This is a genomic window from Streptomyces sp. GMY02, from assembly GCF_019056675.1.
GTDB lineage: Bacteria > Actinomycetota > Actinomycetes > Streptomycetales > Streptomycetaceae > Streptomyces > Streptomyces odonnellii.
This window is the reverse complement of sequence record NZ_CP077658.1, coordinates 1,062,704-1,082,267: the sequence shown is the minus strand read 5'-3', so window position 1 is coordinate 1,082,267 and position 19,564 is coordinate 1,062,704. Positions and strand designations below refer to the sequence as shown.

Annotated in this window: 14 protein-coding genes and 3 pseudogenes; 10 read left to right on the top strand and 7 right to left on the bottom strand. The window is 71.5% G+C overall.

All coding sequences use genetic code 11. The features are described from left to right. Nucleotides 1–15: 15 nt before the first annotated feature. Nucleotides 16–1,677, top strand: coding sequence for a cytochrome P450 (locus KQY30_RS04460; RefSeq protein WP_217305656.1), 1,662 nt, complete (start codon nucleotides 16–18; stop codon nucleotides 1,675–1,677). A 21-nt stretch (nucleotides 1,678–1,698) separates the two neighbouring features. Here KQY30_RS04460 and KQY30_RS04455 read toward each other — a convergent pair whose 3' ends face one another. After that, nucleotides 1,699–2,775, bottom strand: a complete 1,077-nt coding sequence (locus KQY30_RS04455) for a hypothetical protein (RefSeq protein ID WP_217305655.1) — start codon at nucleotides 2,773–2,775, stop codon at nucleotides 1,699–1,701. A gap of 587 nt (nucleotides 2,776–3,362) precedes the next feature. Next, nucleotides 3,363–3,959, bottom strand: a pseudogene (locus KQY30_RS04450) (TetR/AcrR family transcriptional regulator); the annotation flags it as partial. Between the two features lie 195 nt (nucleotides 3,960–4,154). Here KQY30_RS04450 and KQY30_RS04445 point away from each other — a divergent pair. The 5 genes and pseudogenes from KQY30_RS04445 (at nucleotide 4,155) to KQY30_RS04425 (ending at nucleotide 10,238) form a co-directional block, all read left to right on the top strand. Further along, nucleotides 4,155–5,108, top strand: coding sequence for a phosphatase PAP2 family protein (locus tag KQY30_RS04445; protein ID WP_217305653.1), 954 nt, complete (start codon nucleotides 4,155–4,157; stop codon nucleotides 5,106–5,108). Next, a pseudogene (locus tag KQY30_RS04440) lies at nucleotides 5,105–5,953 on the top strand (DMT family transporter); the annotation flags it as partial. The gene KQY30_RS04445 and the pseudogene KQY30_RS04440, both read left to right, overlap by 4 nt. Nucleotides 5,954–6,761: 808 nt before the next feature. Further along, nucleotides 6,762–7,796, top strand: a complete 1,035-nt coding sequence (tdh, locus tag KQY30_RS04435) for an L-threonine 3-dehydrogenase (protein WP_217310731.1) — start codon at nucleotides 6,762–6,764, stop codon at nucleotides 7,794–7,796. 216 nt (nucleotides 7,797–8,012) lie between these two features. Continuing rightward, nucleotides 8,013–9,213, top strand: a pseudogene (locus KQY30_RS04430) (glycine C-acetyltransferase). Nucleotides 9,214–9,323: 110 nt separating this feature from the next. Then, nucleotides 9,324–10,238, top strand: a complete 915-nt coding sequence (locus tag KQY30_RS04425; RefSeq protein ID WP_217310730.1) for a LysR family transcriptional regulator — start codon at nucleotides 9,324–9,326, stop codon at nucleotides 10,236–10,238. A 256-nt stretch (nucleotides 10,239–10,494) separates the two neighbouring features. Here KQY30_RS04425 and xylB read toward each other — a convergent pair whose 3' ends face one another. After that, complete coding sequence (gene xylB, locus KQY30_RS04420) at nucleotides 10,495–11,982, bottom strand: xylulokinase (protein WP_217305652.1); 1,488 nt, start codon at nucleotides 11,980–11,982, stop codon at nucleotides 10,495–10,497. A 307-nt stretch (nucleotides 11,983–12,289) separates the two neighbouring features. Between xylB and xylA the strand changes: the two genes are divergently transcribed. Further along, nucleotides 12,290–13,459 carry a xylose isomerase gene (gene xylA / locus KQY30_RS04415; RefSeq protein ID WP_046499862.1) on the top strand — a complete coding sequence of 390 codons (1,170 nt, stop codon included), beginning with the start codon at nucleotides 12,290–12,292 and terminating at the stop codon, nucleotides 13,457–13,459. 192 nt (nucleotides 13,460–13,651) lie between these two features. On the opposite strand, the gene KQY30_RS04410 is transcribed toward xylA, so the two are convergent. The 3 genes from KQY30_RS04410 to KQY30_RS04400 form a co-directional block, all read right to left on the bottom strand. Then, entirely contained in the window at nucleotides 13,652–14,890 is a 1,239-nt protein-coding gene (locus tag KQY30_RS04410) for an ROK family protein (protein WP_217305651.1), read from the bottom strand. 96 nt (nucleotides 14,891–14,986) lie between these two features. Continuing rightward, on the bottom strand, nucleotides 14,987–15,367 hold the full coding sequence (locus KQY30_RS04405) for a hypothetical protein (protein WP_254407534.1): 381 nt from the start codon (nucleotides 15,365–15,367) through the stop codon (nucleotides 14,987–14,989). A 47-nt stretch (nucleotides 15,368–15,414) separates the two neighbouring features. Beyond that, nucleotides 15,415–15,897 (bottom strand): ATP-binding protein, encoded by a 483-nt coding sequence (locus KQY30_RS04400; protein WP_217305649.1) that lies wholly within the window; start codon nucleotides 15,895–15,897, stop codon nucleotides 15,415–15,417. A 206-nt stretch (nucleotides 15,898–16,103) separates the two neighbouring features. On the opposite strand from KQY30_RS04400, the gene KQY30_RS04395 reads away from it, so the two are divergent. From KQY30_RS04395 to KQY30_RS04385, 3 genes are all read left to right on the top strand, one after another. Next, entirely contained in the window at nucleotides 16,104–16,967 is an 864-nt protein-coding gene (locus KQY30_RS04395; protein ID WP_217305648.1) for a helix-turn-helix transcriptional regulator, read from the top strand. Next, complete coding sequence (locus KQY30_RS04390; RefSeq protein WP_046499853.1) at nucleotides 16,968–17,204, top strand: DUF397 domain-containing protein; 237 nt, start codon at nucleotides 16,968–16,970, stop codon at nucleotides 17,202–17,204. It begins immediately after the preceding gene. Nucleotides 17,205–17,325: 121 nt separating this feature from the next. Further along, nucleotides 17,326–18,126, top strand: a complete 801-nt coding sequence (locus KQY30_RS04385; protein ID WP_217305647.1) for an SAM-dependent methyltransferase — start codon at nucleotides 17,326–17,328, stop codon at nucleotides 18,124–18,126. A gap of 168 nt (nucleotides 18,127–18,294) precedes the next feature. Here the strand turns inward: KQY30_RS04385 and mmsB are convergent, their stop codons facing one another. Further along, the gene (gene mmsB / locus KQY30_RS04380; protein ID WP_217305646.1) at nucleotides 18,295–19,560 is read right to left on the bottom strand and encodes a multiple monosaccharide ABC transporter permease; all 1,266 of its coding nucleotides are present in this window, start codon (nucleotides 19,558–19,560) and stop codon (nucleotides 18,295–18,297) included. Nucleotides 19,561–19,564: the final 4 nt, after the last annotated feature.

Sequence of the window (19,564 nt, the reverse complement as noted above, 5' to 3'; positions counted from 1 at the left end):
ATCACCGGAGTGACCGTGACCACCCCATCCTTTCCCCAGCCCGGTTCCGGCGGACCCGAGGCGCCGCCTCCCGGCTGCCCCGCCCATGGCCGGGCCGCGAGCCATGACCGAGGTACGAGCGGACCGCGGCGGCTGTACGGAACCGAGGCCGAGAACGACCCCATGGGCCTGTACGAGAAGCTGCGCGCCGAACACGGTTCCGTCGCGCCCGTCCTGCTGCACGGCGACGTACCCGCCTGGCTCGTTCTCGGGCACAGCGAGAATCTGCATGTGACGCGCACGCCGTCGCAGTTCTCGCGGGACTCCCGGCGCTGGCGCGCGCTGCACGACGGCACCGCGCCCCCCGACCATCCGCTCGCGCCCGTCTTCACCTGGCAGCCCCTCTGTGTCTTCGCGGACGGCGCCGAGCACGAACGGCTGCGCGGTGCGGTCACTGACGCCATCGCCCGTATCGACCACCGAGGTGTCCGCCGTCATATCAACCGTTACAGCAACCGGCTGATCAACGAGTTCTGCCGGGACGGCAGGGCCGATCTCGTCGGCCGCTTCGCCGAGCATCTCCCGATGATGGTGATGGCGCAGATCCTCGGTATGCCCGAGGAGTACAACGAGCGCCTGGTACAGGCGGCCCGCGACATGATCAAGGGGACCGAGACCGCCAACGAGAGCAACGAGTATGTGATGACCGTGCTGCGCGGACTGGTCGCCCGGCGCCGGGCCGCGCCCGAGGAGGACTTCGCGAGTCGGCTGACCGGGCATCCGGCCGGGCTCACCGACGACGAGGTCGCCCAGCATCTGCGGCTGGTGCTCATCGCGGCGTACGAGACCACCGCCAACCTCATCGCGAATGTGCTGCGCATGGTGCTCACCGACCCCCGATTCAGGGCGCGGCTGAGCGGCGGCCATATGACCCTGCCCGAGGCGGTCGAGCAGACGCTGTGGGACGAGCCCCCGTTCACCACGATCTTCGGCCGCTGGGCGGTCGGCGACACCGAACTGGGCGGCAAGCGGATCAGGGCGGGCGACGCGCTGATCGTGGGGATCGCGGCGGCCAACGCGGATCCGGTGGTACGGCCGGACCCCGGCGCCTCCATGCGCGGCAACCGCGCCCATCTCGCCTTCAGCGGCGGCCCGCACGAGTGCCCTGGCCAGGACATCGGGCGGGCCATCGCCGACACCGGGATCGACGCGCTGCTGTTACGGCTGCCGGACCTCCAGCTCGCCGTGGAGGAACGGGAGTTGCGGTACAAGGCTGCGCTGATGTCCCGTCAGTTGCTGGAGCTGCCCGTGACCTTCGCGCCCCGGCCGCCGCAGGATGTCACCGGGCCGCCGAATGCGACACCGGCCGCGCGGCGGCCGCAGTGGCAGGTGGACTCGCCCCGGCCGGGCTCGGTTCCCGTACCGGGGCAGGGACCGAGGCCGAGACCGGCGCCGGAGCCGGGACCGGAGATGGGCCCGGAGCCGGGACTCGGATCGGGGTCGGCGCGGGTGCCGAGGCTGGGACCCGGGTCAGGGCCGGGGCAGGCACCGGAGCCGCGACCCGGGGCGGGGCCGGAGCCGGTGGATCCGCCGGCTCCGGTGCTCGCCGAGCCTCTCGCACCCGTCCCGGCCGGGCGTACGGAGAGCGCTCCCAGGCGTGCCTGGCGGGCACTGAGCCGCTGGTGGCAAGGACACTGACCGCCAGGCCAACGGGCCTGCTCAGTGGGCCAGTTGGTCCCACCACCAGGAGATCGTGGGTATCGGGAGCGGCTCCGGGCTGTCGTCGGCCGGCTGCTGCTTCCACCACCCGCCGGGCCTCGCCCGCGGTCCGGACCGTACGGTGTAGCGCGGGCAGATCGACGCCCAGTCGAGATGCCCCCGGACGAACTGGGCGAGACCGCGGACATACCGGCGCAGATCGTTGTCCGCCTCCTTCAGCACCTGCGCGGCCAGCCGCTGGAAGAGCACCATCACCCGGTCCCGCATCGCCACCACCCGCACGAGAGCGCGCTGTGGCGCGACTCCGTGTTCCTGGCAGAGGACATCGATCAGATTGAGGTTGTCGCCTGCCCGCTCCAGTTCCTTGTTCCGTGAGTAGAGGTCGTTGTCCCAGCTCACCAGGGTCCAGGTGATCTCGGTGAGCGCCCGTATCCGGGGGTCCTGCATGTCCTCGTCGGCCACGGAGAAGCCGCCGACCACCTCGATCATCGCGGTGGAGGGAGCCATCCCGATGGCCCGCATCCACAAGGTGATGTAGTCGTCGAGCGACGGCAGTTCGGGGTTGCGCCGCCAGGACGCCTCCCACACCAGGCCCGAGGTGTAGACGCGCATCGCCTCGGTCAGCCGGTGCAACTGACGTGCGGACGCGAACCGTTCGGCCTCCAGCCGGAGCCTGCGCAGCGCCGCCGTGTGCGGCGAGTCGCCGAACGCCCGCGCGGTGGGCGCCTCCACGGCACGCATGATGCGGGAGGTCTCCTGGGCGAGCAGATCCGCCGTGGCCCCGGACTCGTCGCACACCCCGTCGTCGAGCGAGAAGAGCACGGCGTGGAACCTGGCCATGAGGGAGAGCCGTTCGAGCGCTCCGTAGGGCATCGTCGACGCGGTCAGCCCGCCGAAGTCGCAGACGGCGAGGCGTTTGAGCTGACGTTCGTCGGTGTCGAGCCGCTGTTTGAGCATCCACCGTACGGTCCGGTCGTTCAGCGCCGCCACGGACGGATGCCGGGCGGGCGGGACCGGGCAGTAGAACGGCACAGCCGGGAGCTGCTGGACCAGACTCTGTCCCGAGACACAGGTCATGATCGGCCTCCTGTACGGCGAGGGGCGATTCGGGCTGGGGCGTATATGCCCATGACGGAGCGTCAACAACTAGGCAATTGCCCATGGCCCAGCGGGAATTGACGTGCGGCTGACCCGTGCCGGAGCGACCCGGTCCGGCCGTCCCGCGCTCGGACGCCCGCCCACGTGGCGAAATCCGTGCTGGCCGGAAATACCTTCTCCATGGCTTGTACGGGATACGGAGCCTGTCCGGACCGGCGTGGCTACGCCAATGGACGGTGGGGGAGTGAGACGGATGTACGGCCTACGGCTCCGCGCGCCGGGGCGGCTCCGGCTCCGGGCCCGCCGGTACGCCCGTACGCCGGTGGGCCGCTCCCGAGGAAGGGGCCCACCGGCCGGGGGCGCGCCGCCCCCGTCCCCACGGTGCGGCGCGGGCGGAACCGCCGTCGTCATCCGCTGGGACGACGGCCCGCCGTTCATGAGGACGAGACGGCCTCCAGCCGGCGGGCCTCCGCGGAGAGCGCTCCCGATGAAGCGCTCTCCGGTGGTACGGCCTCCGGCGGTACGGACCTCTGCGCGCCCTGAGTGCTCCGAGCGTCCTGAGCGGCGGTTTCAGGCGCCGCGGTCTCCAGCCCGAGCACCGGGAAGATCACCGCCTCCAGAAAGCGCGCCAGATACGCCTCGTCCGCGTTCCGCCCGTCCAGCACCGGCCGCGCCCGCATCACCCCGATGAGCTGCGCGGCCACGAACTCCGCCGCCGGATGGCCGGCCTCGATCTCACCGCGCTCGATGGCACGTCGCACCATGGCGTCGATCGCCGCGACCTCCGGTTCGATGACCGCCTCGCGCAGCGCCCGCAGCAGCTCGGGATTCTGCAGGGCCGCATGCCCGAGCGCGTGCTGAAGCGCGAGATCGCGCCCCGCGCTGTCCGCGGCGGCGCAAGCCGCGGCCCGCAGATCACCGGCCAGGGTGCCGGTGTCGATGTCCGCTATCCGCACACAACGGGTGCCGCGCAGGGCGGCGGCGACGAGCTGGGGCTTGGTGCCCCACTGCCGGTAGAGGGTGGACTTGCCGCAGCGGGAGCGGGCCGCCACGCCCTCCATGGTCAGCGCCTCGTAGCCGCCCTCTCTGAGCAGGTCCAGAGCGGCCTCGTAGAACTCCAGCTCCCGTTCCGGCGTGATCTTGGAGCGGCGCTGCCGTGTCATCGTCTCTCCCCGTCCCTTCTCCCGTCCCCGCGGTGGGCACGTGATGGGCACTGTGATGTCTGACGGTATCGATACGCCAGTGTACCGATACGGAAGCGTATCGGTACACTGGCGTATCGCTAGGGCGTGGTACCACCGCGTCACCGCACTACCACGCCGTCATACCGCGACGTGCTGTCCATGCAAGGGGGTCGGGTGAAACTCGCCCGCACAGGGCCCGCCGAACGGGAGCAGGACACTCCCGCCCGACCGCCCCTCGTACGTGAACTGCTCCTCGTCACCACGCTCTTCCTCGTCTACAAACTCGGCAGGCAGGCGGCCACCGGCCACACCGAGGAGGCGTACCGCAACGCCGACCGCCTCTGGGGCTGGGAGCGCTCTCTGCACCTGCCGGACGAGGGCACCGTACAGAGTCTGCTGCTGCACAGCGGCACGCTCGTCGAGTCCGCCAACACCTACTACGCGGCCGTGCACTTCCCGGCCACACTGCTCTTTCTCGGCTATCTCTACTGGCACAGACCCGGCCACTACGTCTGGGCCCGGTGGGCTCTCGCCGCGCTGACCGGTGCCGCGCTCGTCCTCCACGTACTGATGCCGCTCGCGCCGCCCAGGCTGGTCGAGGCGACCGGGCTGGTGGACACGGGCCAGGTGTACGGGCCCTCGGTGTATGCCGAGACGCCGACGACCGACTCGGTGGCGAACCAGTTCGCGGCGATGCCCTCGCTCCATGTCGGCTGGGCCCTCATGGTGGCGATCGGGCTCATCGCCGCGGGCCGTTCGCGCTGGCGCTGGCTCTGGCTGCTCCATCCGCTGATCACGTTGTTCGTGGTCATCGGCACCGCCAACCACTACTGGCTCGACACGATCGTGGCCGTCGTGCTGCTGTCGGGCGTGCTGACCTGCGTCCAGGCGCCGGGGCGGCGGGCTCCGGCCGTACGGTCCCACTCGGCCGTACGGGACGGGGCGGCGCGGCCGCGCCCGACGGCGGAGCCACGGCCGGAGGCGGCGAAGGAAGCGGAACCGGTACGGGTGCCCGTGGTCGTCTCGCTCATCGCGTCGGGCGTTCCCTCGGGCATCGTGCCGCTCATCCCGTCACCGGGCGTCGTGCCGGTCATCGCCTCGGGCCTCGCGTCGGGAACGGCCCGATGAACGGCGCGACGGTGGCCGCTGTCGCGCTGTCACTGGTCTCCGCCGTCGCGTACGCCGCCGCGGCCGTGGCGCAGGAGCGGCTCGCCGCGCGCACGGCACCCAAGGCCGGACTGCTCGCTCTGCTGGGCAGCGGTGCCTGGTGGTCGGCGGTCGGGCTGAACGCGTCCGGCGCGCTGCTGCATGTCGTGGCCCTGGCCTACGGGCCGCTCACCGTCGTCCAGCCGCTGGGCGCGCTCACCCTGGTCGCGGCCGTACCGCTGGGCGCGCGCCGGGCCGGGCGGCAGGTCAGCAGGGAGGAGTGGCGCGGTACGGCGCTGACCCTCGTCGGCCTGACGGCGATTCTGGCCGCCGCGGCGGGCGCCGGCACGGAACCGGACGAGACCCTCACCCTGGTGCAGGCGCTCGGGGTGGCGGGTGTTGCGCTGGCGCTGGTTGCGCTGCTCTGCCGGCCCGGCGCCCGGCCCGGGCTCCGGCACGCGGCGGCCTCCGGCATCATCTCGGGTGTCGCCTCGGCCCTCACCCAGACCGTGACGGTCGCCGCCGCGGCCCATGGCCGGGCGGGGGCGGAAGGCGACGCGGACATACTGCCGCTCTGGCAGGTCGCGGCCGTGGCCCTGGTGGTCGCGGCCCTCGCGTCCGGTGGTCTGCTGCTCTCCCAGACCGCCTACCGCGGCGGACTGGGCGCTCCTCTCGCGATGCTGACGCTCGCCAATCCGGTCGCCGCGGCGGCCATAGGGGTCATCCTCCTGGGCGAACGCCTTCAGGGCGGTGCGCCAGGGATCGTGGCGGCCCTGGCCGGCGCGGTGGCCGCGGCGCGGGGAGTCGTCCTGCTGTCGCGTTCGTCGGCGGCACGGCTGCTGGAGGGGGCGGGCCTGGAACCGTCGCAGGCTACGGGCCGGGAGCCGGGCATCGCCGTAGGCATGACACCGGAGGCGGATGCGGTCCCGGCACCGGCCGAGTCCCTGGAACTGCCGCAGGCCCTGGAACCGGCTCAGGCTCTGGAACCGGCCGAGGCTCTGGAACTGCCGCAGGACCTGGAACCGGCTCAGGCTCTGGAACCGGCCGAGGCTCTGGAACTGCCGCAGGACCCGGAACCGGCCGAGGCCCTGAAACCCGTCGAGGCCGTGGAACTGCCGCAGGACCTGGAACCGGTTCAGGCCCTGGAACCCGTCGAGGTCCTGGAACTGCCGCAGGACCTCCCGCCGGACCCGTCGCGGGAACCCGGGCCCGAGCACGACTCCGTCCCATCACTGGCGCCCGGCGCCCTCGCGCCCGGCACCCCCGAACGCGGCGGAGCCCTCACCCGTCCGGCCGCGCGCCGGCTCACCGTTCTCGGCGCACCCGGCCCCGTGATGCTGCTCCCCGGGGCGTTCGCCCTGCAAGTCCCCAGCCCCCGCAAGCCCGTTGACGAAGAACCGCCCGCCCCCGCCCGGCGCCCCCGTCGGTGCCGCAGGCGCAGTCGCACGGGCGCGTGAAGCTGCGCTGTTGGGCCGGTTAAGAAATCCTCGATGGACTGGACGGCCGGTGCTCGGCAGATTGGTGCCCGAACACCGAACAATGATCATCGAAGTCCGCACCACGGACGACATCCATGTCCGCACCACGGACATCAGCGCCAGCACGATCAGCACCAGCACGCCGGGAGCCACGCCCATGAAGGCACTTGTGAAACGGAATGCCGAGCCGGGCCTGTGGCTCATGGACGTACCGGAGCCGGAGACCGGGCCCGGTGATGTGCTGATCGAGGTGCTCCGCACCGGTATCTGCGGCACCGATCTGCATATCCGCGCCTGGGACGGCTGGGCCAGACAGGCCGTGACCACGCCCAGGGTCCTGGGCCACGAGTTCGTCGGCGAGGTCGCCGCCGTGGGCGCCGACGTACGGGACATCGCCGTGGGCGATCTCGTCAGCGGCGAGGGCCATCTCGTCTGCGGCAGGTGCCGCAACTGTCTCGCCGGCCGCCGGCATCTCTGCCGCAGCACCGTCGGACTCGGCGTCGGCCGCGACGGCGCGTTCGCCGAGTATGTCGCCCTGCCCGCCGAGAACGTCTGGGTGCACCGCGCTCAGGTCGACCTCGACGTCGCCGCGATCTTCGACCCCTTCGGCAACGCCGTGCACACCGCGCTCTCCTTCCCGCTGGTCGGCGAGGACGTACTGATCACCGGCGCCGGCCCCATCGGCATCATGGCGGCGGCCGTCGCCCGGCACGCCGGGGCGCGCAATGTGGTGATCACCGATGTCAGCCCGCACCGTCTCGCCCTCGCCCGCAAGGCCGGCGCCACCCTCGCCCTCGATGTCTCGGCCGCCGGTATCGGTATCGCGGAGGCGCAGCGGCGGCTCGGCCTCAAGGAGGGCTTCGACATCGGCCTGGAGATGTCGGGACGCCCCGAGGCCCTGCGCGACATGGTCGACAACATGACGCACGGCGGCAGGATCGCGATGCTCGGGCTGCCCGCCGAGGAGTTCGCCGTCGACTGGTCGAAGATCGTCACCTCCATGATCACGATCAAGGGGATCTACGGCCGGGAGATGTTCGAGACCTGGTACGCGATGACGGTCCTGCTCGAAGGCGGGCTCGATCTCACGCCCGTCATCACGGGCAGCTACGGGTACCGGGACTTCGACGCCGCGTTCGAGGAGGCGTCCTCCGCGCGCAGCGGCAAGATCATCCTCGACTGGACCGCGTAAACCACCGCGTGAACCACCACGTGAACCACCGCGTAAGCCAACGCGTAAACCGAACCACCTCGGCCCCCGGTGAGTGAGCCGAAGGGACGCGGTCGGTGTCGAAAGGAAGAGCGCGCGCACGGTCGCGAGGTACGAGTGACCCGAGCACGGTCGACCGCCGGCACCGGCATGAGCGCCCCGGAGGCGAACCGAGCCCCCAAAGAAAGAGGCAAGTTGATGTTCGCGTCCGTACGGGACGATCTGTCCGCCACCCTCGACGAGATCCGCGACGCCGGTCTCTTCAAGCCCGAGCGTGTCATCTCCACCCCGCAGAGCGCCGCGGTCGCCGTCACCGAGGGCGGCGCCGCCGGTGAGGTCCTCAACTTCTGCGCCAACAACTATCTCGGCCTCGCCGACCACCCCGACGTCGTCGCCGCCGCCAAGGACGCGCTCGACCGCTGGGGGGTACGGAATGGCCTCCGTACGCTTCATCTGCGGTACGCAGGAGATCCACAAGGAGCTGGAGCAGCGCCTCTCCGCGTTCCTCGGCCAGGAGGACACGATCCTCTACTCCTCCTGCTTCGACGCCAACGGCGGAGTCTTCGAGACCCTGCTCGGCGCGGAGGACGCGGTCATCTCCGACGCCCTCAACCACGCCAGCATCATCGACGGCATCCGTCTCTCCAAGGCCCGCCGCCTGCGGTACGCCAACCGCGACCTCGCCGAGCTGGAGGCCAGGCTCAAGGAGTCGCAGGACGCGCGCCGCCGGCTGATCGTGACCGACGGCGTGTTCTCCATGGACGGCTACGTCGCGCCGCTCGCCGAGATCTGCGATCTGGCCGACCGGTACGACGCGATGGTCATGGTCGACGACTCGCACGCCGTCGGCTTCGTCGGCCCGGGCGGGCGCGGCACCCCCGAACTGCACGGGGTCATGGACCGTGTCGACATCGTCACGGGCACGCTGGGCAAGGCGCTCGGCGGTGCGTCCGGCGGCTATGTCGCGGCCCGCGCCGAGATCGTGGCCCTGCTGCGCCAGCGCTCCCGCCCGTACCTCTTCTCCAACTCCCTCGCCCCGGTGATCGCCGCCGCGTCGGTGAAGGTCCTGGACCTGCTGGAGAGCGCGGGCGGGCTGCGGGACCGGCTGAACGCCAACACCGCGCTGTTCCGTACGAGGATGACCGAGGCGGGCTTCGAGATCCTGCCGGGCGACCACCCCATCGCCCCGGTCATGATCGGCGACGCGGCGGAGGCGGGCCGGATGGCGGAACTCCTGCTGGAGCGCGGTGTCTATGTGATCGGCTTCTCGTATCCGGTGGTTCCGATGGACCGGGCCAGGATCAGGGTCCAGCTCTCCGCGGCGCACTCCACGGAGGATGTGGAGCGGGCGGTGGCGGCGTTCGTCGACGCGCGCGAGGCGATGCGCCAGGAGGTCTGACGGGGAGGTCCGGCCGAGGAGTCGGGCAGCGGGCTGAAGGGAAGATCCGACAAGGGCCGCTGTTGCCTCCGCAGGTGCCCGAAACCGCTCTCACCTGGCAGGATGGCCGGGTGATCGATGTACGACGGCTGCGGATACTGCGCGCTGTGGCGGACCACCGCACGGTGACCGCCGCGGCCGCCGCCCTGTATCTGACGCCCTCGGCCGTCTCCCAGCAGCTCGCCGTACTGGAGCAGGAGACCGGCCATTCCCTGCTGACCCGCAGCGGCAGGGGCGTACGGCTGACGGCGGCCGGCGAGATACTGCTCGGCCATGCGCACGCGGTGCTCGCCCAGCTCGAACGGGCCGAGGCGGAGCTGGCGGCGTACGCGGGAGGCTCGGCCGGCGAGGTGACGGTCGCGGCGTTCGCCACCGGCATCGCGGAGGTGCTGGCCCCGGCTCTCCAGCTCCTGGCCGGGCCCTACCCCGACATCCGCGTCCGGGTCCGGGACGCCGAGGGCGACGAGAGCCTGCCCATGGTGCTCGACGGGCAGGCGGATCTGGCGGTCGCGGTCGAGTACCGGGGCGCGCCGCGCGAGGACGACCAGCGGCTTTCCCGGGTGCCGCTGTACGCGGAGCCGTTCGACGCGGTCCTGCCCGCGGCGCATCCCCTCGCCCTGGGCCCGGAGGTCTCGCTCGCCGCGCTCGCCGACAGCGACTGGATCGGCCCCTACCCCGGCAACCCCTGCCACGACGTCATACAGCTCGCCTGCGAACTGGCGGGCTTCGAACCCCGGCTCGCCCACTCCTCGGACGACTTCCGCGCGGTCGCCGCCCTCGCGGGCGCGGGCGCCGGAGTGGCCCTGGTCCCCCGCTCGGCCCTGCGCGGCATGGAACTGAAGGGCACGGTCGTCCGCCCGGTCTCCGGCCCGGCCGCCACCCGCAGGGTCTTCGCCGCGGTACGCCGGGGAGCCGAGGAACACCCCTTGATCCACCCGGTGCTCACCACCCTGGCCCAGGCGGCATCGGGCCTGACCACGGACTGACGGGCACTGCGGCCCGAAGCCGGTGCCGGCCGACGACCCGCACCGGCTTCACCGGCCTCGGGCGTCGGGTCGCCCGTCGCCACACCGGCCGCGGGAGGCCCTGCTCGCCGGCCACCGTTCGCGCGCCGCGGTCCGGCCGGCGCCGTCCGCGCCGACCGACCGGCCCGTACCGTCCCCGGCCGGCCGCCCCGTACCCGTCCCTCGGCCGGCCGCCCCGTACCGTCCCCCGGCCGCCGCTCCCTACCGTCCCCGGCTGTTACGACAACAGGCTCGGGGCCGCCCTGTCCAGGACCGAGCCGACCCGCTCCCAGGTCTCCAAGTCCCGCTCCACCTCCGGGAGTTCGGTGCCCTCGCCCGTGTGCCAGGTGGTCGCGATCGCCACCGGGTCCTGGTCCGTCGCCGCGCTCGCCGCCAGGGCCGCCGCGCCCAGGGCCACCAGTTCGGTGGTGGGCGGGACGACCAGACGGCGGCCGGAGAGACGGCGGACCGTGTCGACCCACATACGGCCCTGGGCGCCGCCGCCGATCAGCCGGAGGGGGCGGGACGCGACCTCGGGGGCCGCGGGGTCCAGACCACAGGCGCGGAGGACCTCGTCCAGGGCGCGCAGCACCGTGACGGCCGCGCCCTCGTAGGCCGCGCCGAGGAGCTGCTGCGGGGTGGTGTCATGGCGCAGCCCGGTCAGCAGGCCCGACGCGGCCGGCAGGTCGGGGGTGCGCTCGCCGTCCAGATACGGCAGCAGTACGGCCTCGCCGCCCGGCACCGCGTCCTCCCGGTCCAGCCGGAGCAGCGCCGCCACCTTGTCCACCGCGAGCGTGCAGTTGAGGGTGCAGGCCAGCGGCAGATACGTACCGTCCGCCGCGGCGAACCCCGCGAGCGCGGGGGAGCCGGGGCGGGTACGGGTGGCCGCGAACACCGTGCCCGACGTGCCGAGGCTCAGCACCGGATGGTCCAGCAGCCCCGCGCCGCCGAAGCCCAGCCCGACAGCCGCGCTCATGTTGTCGCCGGTGCCCGCCGCGACGGCGATGCCCGCGGGCAGGCCCAGCTCCGCGGCGGACCCCGCGGTCAGCGAGCCCACGCGCGCGGCGCCGGTCGTGGCGACGGCGGGCAGCAGCGCCGGGTCGAGCCCGAGGAGATCCAGCAGCTCCGGGTCGTACGCGCCCGTCGCCGTGGAATACCAGCAGGTGCCCGAGGCGTCGCCGGGATCGGTGGCCGCCGTGCCGGAGAGCCGCTCGGTGAGGAAGTCGTGCGGCAGCCGGACGGCCGCCGTGGCGCCCGCGATCGCCGGGTCGTTCTCCCGCAGCCACTGCCACTTGGAGGCCGTCATCGACGCCACCGGTACGGAACCGGTCCGCGCCGTCCAGGCCTCGGGCCCGCCCAGCGCCTCGGTGAGCGCGGCGGCCTGCGGCGCCGAGCGGGTGTCGTTCCAGAGCAGCGCGGGCCGCAGCGGCCGGCCCGTACGGTCCAGCACCACGAGTCCGTGCTGCTGTCCGGCGACGGCGATACCGGCCACGGCTGAGGCGTCCACGCCGGACTCCTTGAGCCCGGCGGCGACCGCCTCCCGCAGCGCGTTCCACCACACCTCCGGGTCCGTCTCGCGCGCGCCGCCCTCACCGGTCACCCGGTGCGGCGCGCGCCCCACCGCGAGCAGCCGGCCTGTGGCGGCGTCGGTGAAGGCCGCCTTGGTGGACTGGGTGGAACTGTCCACGCCGACGACCACCGGGCCGACCACCGGGCTCTGCGACATGGACGTACCTCTTCCTGACTCGGTGCCTGCCTGGAGCACGCCTGTTGACGTCGGAGATTTGACGTCGGAAAAACAAATTACGCGATGCCGCCGCGCACCGGAACGGGGGTGGCGGATCCTCGCCGGTGTCCGAACGTGCTCGTCCGTGTGCGCCGGGTGGCGCCCGCCCGGAGGCCCGGCACCCGGTGCACACTGATCACCGCACCCCGGGGGTTTTGCGTACCCGCACCGGAGTGCATTATTAGTCATGTCAGGAAACAAAAAGGTCGGCACGTGCCGGACCTGAGGTACCGAAGGCGGCCAGAGAATGACGGAACGCTTCACACCCACCCCCGCGGACAAGTTCAGCTTCGGTCTGTGGACCGTGGGCTGGCAGGGCAGGGATCCGTTCGGGGACGCGACCCGCCGGGCCCTGGACCCCGTCGAATCCGTACAGCGCCTCGCCGAACTCGGCGCGTACGGTGTGACCTTCCACGATGACGACCTGATCCCCTTCGGCTCCTCGGACTCGGAGCGCGAGACGCATGTCAAGCGCTTCCGCCAGGCGCTGGACTCGACCGGTCTGGTGGTGCCCATGGTCACCACCAATCTCTTCACCCACCCCGTCTTCAAGGACGGCGCGTTCACCGCGAACGACCGGGACGTCCGCCGCTTCGCGCTGCGCAAGACCCTCCGGAACATCGACCTCGCGGCCGAGCTGGGCGCCAAGACCTTTGTCGCCTGGGGCGGCCGGGAAGGCGCGGAGTCCGGCGCCGCCAAGGACGTACGGCAGGCGCTGGAGCGGATGAAGGAGGCCTTCGACCTGTTCGGCGCGTATGTCACCGAGCAGGGATACGACCTCAGGTTCGCCATCGAGCCCAAGCCGAACGAGCCGCGCGGCGACATCCTGCTCCCCACCGTCGGCCACGCCCTGGCGTTCATCGAGCGCCTGGAGCGCCCCGAGCTGTACGGCGTGAACCCGGAGGTCGGCCATGAGCAGATGGCCGGACTGAACTTCCCGCACTCCATCGCCCAGGCCCTCTGGTCGGGCAAGCTCTTCCACATCGACCTCAACGGTCAGAACGGCATCAAGTACGACCAGGACCTGCGTTTCGGCGCCGGCGACCTGCGTGCCGCGTTCTGGCTGGTCGACCTGCTGGAGAGCGCGGGCTGGGACGGCTCGCGGCACTTCGACTTCAAGCCGCCGCGCACCGAGGACTTCAACGGGGTGTGGGCCTCCGCCGCGGGCTGCATGCGCAACTACCTGATCCTCAAGGAGCGCGCCGCCGCGTTCCGCGCGGACCCGGCGGTCCAGGAGGCGCTGCGCGCCTCGCGCCTGGACGAACTGGCCCAGCCCACCGCGGCCGACGGACTGGCCGCGCTGCTCGCCGACCGTACCGCCTACGAGGAGTTCGACGCCGAGGCGGCCGCCGCGCGCGGTATGGCGTTCGAGCAGCTCGACCAGCTCGCCATGGACCACCTCCTGGGAGTCCGCTGACCGCATCCCCCCTGCGGATTCAGCACACCCCGGCGCGGGCCGGGCCGTGACGCACACACGGCCCGGCCCGCGTCGCACGGCATGGACAAGCGCCGCGGTACGCGCAAGCGCCGCGGTACGTGGAAGTGCTCTACGTACGAGGGCTGTACGTACGAGTCGGGGATGTCGGTCCGTTGCGCGCCGTACGTACACTCAGTCGGCGGCGCGCCGTACGTACGCCACCGGATCCGCCAGCACCGCCCGTACGACCAGTGCCGCCGCCCCCCGCGCCGCGTCTCCCGCCGAGGATGACGCGCGTAGCCGCCCGCTGTCGCGCGGCCAGAGCCCCGACACCACCCGGGCGGTCAGCTCCCGGTCGGCCGAAGGGGACAGCCAGGGCATCAGATCCCGGTAGATCCCGCCGAGGACGACCGCCTCCGGGTCGAAGAGGTTCACCGAGCCCGACACCACCCGGCCCAGCATCAGTCCGGCCTGCTCGACGGCGGCCACGGCCCGGGTGTCACCGGCGCGCGCCCGGCGCTCCAGCTCGGCGACGCCCGGCACCCCCGAGTTCTCGTCGATGCCGGCCGCCCGCAGCAGCGCGGACTGGCCCGCGTACTGCTCCAGACAGCCCCGGGAGCCGCAGCGGCAGAGCGGCCCCTTCGCGTCGACCACCACATGCCCGATCTCCCCGGCGAACCCGTGCGCCCCGCGCAGCAGTTCACCGTCCAGCACCAGTGCGCCGCCCACCCCGATCTCGCCCGTCAGATAGAGGAACGTACGGAGCGGCCCGAGCCCGCCGAACCACAGCTCGGCCAGCGCCGCCAAGTTGGCCTCGTTCTCCGAACTCACCGGCAGCGCGGGCACATCGGGCCGCAGCTCGGCCAGCGCCCGCGCGAACAGCTCCTCGGCCGGGACCCGGTTCCAGCCCAGGTTCGGCGCCTGGCGGACCGTACCGCCCGACACCAGCCCCGGCAGGGCGAGTTGCACCCCCACGGGCACCAACTCCTGCTCCGCGGCGGACTCCAGGGTCCTGGCGGCGATCCGGGCGCCACGGGCCAGCACTTCGGCGGGGCGGGCACCGCGGTTGTCGATGTGTTCGGTGAGCCGGACCCGGTCGGTGCCCGACAGATCGACCACGCACACCGACACATAGTCGATGTTGATCTCGACGCCGATGCCCGCGGGTCCCGAGCGCGTCACCTTCAGTACGGTGCCGGGGCGCCCGGCGTGCCCGCTGAACGTCTTGCCGGACTCGGAGAGGAAACCGCTCTCAAGCAACTGCTCCACCAGCGACGACACCGCCGCCCGGGTCAGTCCGACCCGCGCCGCCACCCCGGCCCGGGTGGCCTCTCCCTCGTCCCGTACCGCCCGCAGCACAAGGCTCAGATTGTGCCTGCGCACGGTCTCTTTGTCGGCCTTGGGCCCGAGGGATGTGTGGTTGGTGTTCATGTCGCGGCCGAGCCTATGCGATGGGCCCCGGGCCGCGGACAGGGGCGGTCAGCCGGAGCGGCCGGCCGCTCCTCCTGAATGCCGCCGTTCCGGCGCTCAGCGCCGCGCCGTCACCGTTCCGGGCGCCGTACGGGGCGTCCACGCCGGAGCCGTCCCGGTGAGCTGGCAGACCATGAGATAGAAGGGGATCGGCGGGGTGTACGGCGTGGGTTCCTCCGGCCAGTGGATCAGCCGGGGGTGCGCCGCCGGGACGACCGTGCCCGAGATGTAGCGGGCCGGCGACGGCCAGCTCAGATCGAGATCGGAGCCCGCCGGGACGATCCACCACCACCAGTCCGCGTCGGCGAAGACACAGCCCTTCTTGGGCAGCCGGGCCATCAGCCGGAAGCCGTGCTCCGCCGGGACGCCCACCGCGTCACAGCCGAGCGAGGCGGGCAGTGTCGGGGGCAGCGGCAGTTCGACGCGGCGGGGGGCCATGTCCCGGCCGTCGCGCAGGCCACGTGCGAGGCGGTCCAGTGCGGTCCTCAGCACGGTTGCTCCGTTCCATGTCCATGTGGCAGTTCGGCCCAGACCACGCGCCCGGGGCCGTATCCCGATGTGTCATGGGCGCCCCAGCCACTGCACATCGAATCGACGAGAAACAGCCCCCGGCCCCCCTCGCCCTCGGTCTCGTCCTGGGCGGCGTCGTGGAGCTGGGGGCCGGTGGGGCCGTAGCCCTGGTCCTCCACGGCTATGCGCAGCCGGCCCTCGCCCTCCCGTATCTCACAGACGACACGGTCCCCGGCCGCGTGCACGATCGCATTGGTGACCAGCTCGGACACGATGAGCACCGCGGTGTCGCGGGTCTCCTCGTCCGTGTCCCACTGGGCCAGCCGGTCGCGGGTGAGCTGCCGCGCGCGGGCCACTGACTCAGCGTGAGCGGGAAGCTGGAACCCGTAACGGCGGACAACGTTGCCAGGTGGGCACACTGCTATGAGCGGGGGGGTGAGCGCGTTACCAGGTGCCACGACCGATTCCTAACGGTGGGGGAGCAGCGGCCGAGCGCAAAACTCTCCCATGGCAGAGCCCGACAACCGCGTGAACTGGTTCACCCACCCACTCTCCACCCGTCGGAGACACTCAGCAAGAGGCACTCTGAATATTTCAGAGTGCCGTGTTCTTCGTCCGAAAGACGTGGCAGACTGCTGGTAACCGTGCGTGGGGAGGACCCAAAGTGAGTGAACCGCGGTCCGCCCCGACCGTGGGTCAGGTCGTACTCGGCAGACGTCTGCAGGATCTACGTGAGCGCTCCGGACTGAAGCGCGAGGAGGCCGCCAAGCTGCTCCGGGTGGCCCCCGCGACGATACGGAGGATGGAGACCGCCGAGGTCGCCCTCAAGATTCCGTACGTACAGCTCCTGCTGCGGGCGTACGGGATCCCCGAGGACGAGGCCGAGGCCTTCGTCGAGCTCACCGAGGAGGCCAACAAGCCCGGCTGGTGGCAGAGGTACCACGACATCCTGCCGGACTGGTTCAGCATGTACGTCAGTCTGGAGGGCTCCGCCGCCCTGCTGCGCGCGTACGAACCGCACTTCGTACCCGGGCTGCTGCAGACCGAGCAGTACGCGAGGTCGGTGATGCGGGCCGGCGCCGTGGGACAGGCGCAGCCCGAGGGGATCGAACGGCATGTGGCACTCCGTATGCAGCGCCAGTCGCTCCTCACCCGCCCGGACGCGCCCAGATTCTGGGTGATCATGGACGAGACCGTGGTGCGCCGCCCGGTCGGTGACAGCCCCGATGTGATGCGGGAGCAGATCGACCGGCTGCTCGAAGCCTCGGCCCAGGCCAATGTCACCCTGCAGATCGCGGAATTCTCGAGCGGACACCATCCCGGTACCTACGGGCCGTTCGTGATCTTCCGGTTCGCCGAACCGGAACTGCCGGACATGGTCTACAGCGAGTACCTGACCGGCGCGGTCTATCTCGACGCACGTCCGGAAGTGGCCACCCACCTGGAGGTCATGGACCGGATGGCGGCCCAGGCCGCAACTGCACAACGCACGAAGGAGATCCTCAGGGATCTCCGCAAGGAGCTGTGAATGGATCCCATATACAACGGCATGCCCGCCACCGAGCTCGGAGCCGAAGGCTGGCGCAAGCCGTGGAGTGGTGGCAATGGCGGCAACTGTGTCGAGACCATGAAGCTGGCCGACGGAAGAGTCGCCGTGCGCCAGTCCGCAGACCCTGACGGCCCCGCACTGATCTATACGACCAGCGAGATCGCGGCGTTCATCCAGGGCGCGAAGGCGGGCCAGGCAGACTTCCTGCTGACCTGACCGCCCGGCCGTCCGCCGAACCGTCCCACCCGTTCCACCGTCCTGACCGTCCGACCCGTTCTACCGCAGACCCTGTGTTCCGCAGATCCTGCTCACCGACCTTGAGACTCATGGAGCGCACATGACCGGGAACGACCCGATCGACACCAGCAAGCCGCACCCGGCCCGGGTGTACGACTGGTTCCTCGGCGGCAAGGACAACTATCCGGTGGACGAGGAGATGGCGAAGCAGTTGCTCGCGCTGGACGCCCGGGGGCCCGACATGGCCCGGGTCAACCGGGCGTTCATGCACCGCGCCACACGCTGGCTCGGTACCACCGCCGGGGTACGCCAGTTCCTGGACATCGGGACGGGCATCCCCACGGAACCCAATCTGCACCAGATCGCCCAGGAGGTCGCCCCGGACTCCCGGATCGTCTACACCGACAACGACCCGATCGTCCTCCGGCACGCCGAGGCGCTGCTCCGCAGCACCCCGGGCGGTGTCACCGAGTACGTCCAGGCCGATGCGCGTGATCCGGAAGCCATCATCGAGGCGGCGGGAAAGATCCTCGATCTGGACCGTCCGGTGGCGCTCTCCCTGGTCGCGCTGCTGCACTTCATCTCGGACGAGGACGGCGCGCACGAACTGGTGCGCAGGCTGCTCGAACCGCTGCCGTCCGGCAGTTATCTCGTCCTCTCCCATGCCACGGGCGACTTCGACCGGAGGAGCGCGGACCAGGCGCGCGAGCTGTACCAGCAGCGGGCGCTCACCCTGGCCCTGCGGTCGCGGGACGAGTTCGCCGCGTTCTTCGAGGGGCTGGAACTGATCGAGCCGGGGGTCTCACTGGCCGCCGACTGGCGCCCGGAACTGGGAGAGGTCGTGCCGGTTCCCGGCGACGAGCCCATCCCGGGATACGCGGGCGTGGCACGCAAGCCGTAAGTGGAATACGGGGGCGCGGCGCCGCAGCACTTTTCAGGTGCGCTGCGGCGCCGCGCGTATTCGTAGCCGTACGAGCCATACGCAGGGGCGCGGGGGCGTCGGGTACGGAGCGGTGCGGCCCGGTACGACCGGTGGCCCGGGGCCGGGGGCGGGCGGGTGAGAGCGCTCTCAGGCGCCCACCCTGCGCTTGTTCCAGACGTCGAAGCCCACCGCCGCCAGCAGCACCAGCCCCTTGATCACCTGCTGGTAGTCCGGGCCGATGCCGACCAGTGACATCCCGTTGTTCAGCACCCCCAGCACCAGCCCGCCGATGATCGCGCCGAACACCGTGCCCACACCGCCGCTCATCGACGCCCCGCCGATGAACGAGGCGGCGATGGCCTCCAGTTCGAAGTTGATGCCCGCCTGCGGTACGCCCGCGTTGAGCCGGGCCGCGTAGACGATCCCGGCCAGCGCCGCCAGCACCCCCATGTTCACGAAGACCAGGAAGGTCACCCGGCGGTCCTTGACCCCGGACAGCTTCGCCGCCGCACGGTTCCCGCCCAGCGCGTACACATGACGCCCGACGACCGCGTTGCGCATCACATAACCGAAGCCGATGAGCAGCGCCGCGAGCAGCAGCAGGACCACCGGGACACCCCGGTAGCTGGCCAGGGTCAGAGTGAAGGCGAGCACGGCCGCCGCCAGCCCGGCGCACTTGAGCAGGAACAGACCGCGCGGGAGGACGTCCAGCTCGTACGCCTGCTGCCGGCGCCGGTCCCTGACCTCCTGGAACACCGCCACGGCCAGCAGCGCGAGCCCCAGCAGCAGGGTCAGGTTGTGGTAGTTGGTGACCGGGCCGACCTCGGGGAGATAGCCGGTCGCGATCTTCTGGAAGCCCTCGGGGAACGGGCCGAGAGAGCGCGACCCGAGGAAGATCTGCGTACCGCCCCGGAAGAGCAGCATCCCGGCGAGGGTCACGATGAACGACGGAATGCCGACATAGGCGATCCAGAACCCCTGCCAGGCCCCGGCCAGCGCGCCGATGAGCAGCCCGATCACCAGCGCGGGCACCCACGGCATGTCGTGCCGGACCATCATCACCGCGCAGGCGGCGGAGACGAACGCGGCCAGTGAGCCGACGGACAGATCGATATGGCCCGCGACGATGACGATCATCATGCCGATGGCGAGGACGAGGATATAGCTGTTCTGGAGCACCAGATTGGTGACGTTGTTCGGCTTGAGCAGCACACCGTCGGTCCAGATCTGGAAGAGCACGATGATCAGGCCGAGCGCGATGAGCATGCCGTACTGCCGCATGTTGCGGCGCGCCGCCTCCAGCAGCAGAGCGCCGGCGGTGGAGCGCCCGGACGGGGACGGCGGCGGGGCCGCGCCGGGCGCGCCCTTCTCCGGGACGCCGTCGTGCGGTGTGTCGGTGGTGACCGGACCCATGTCG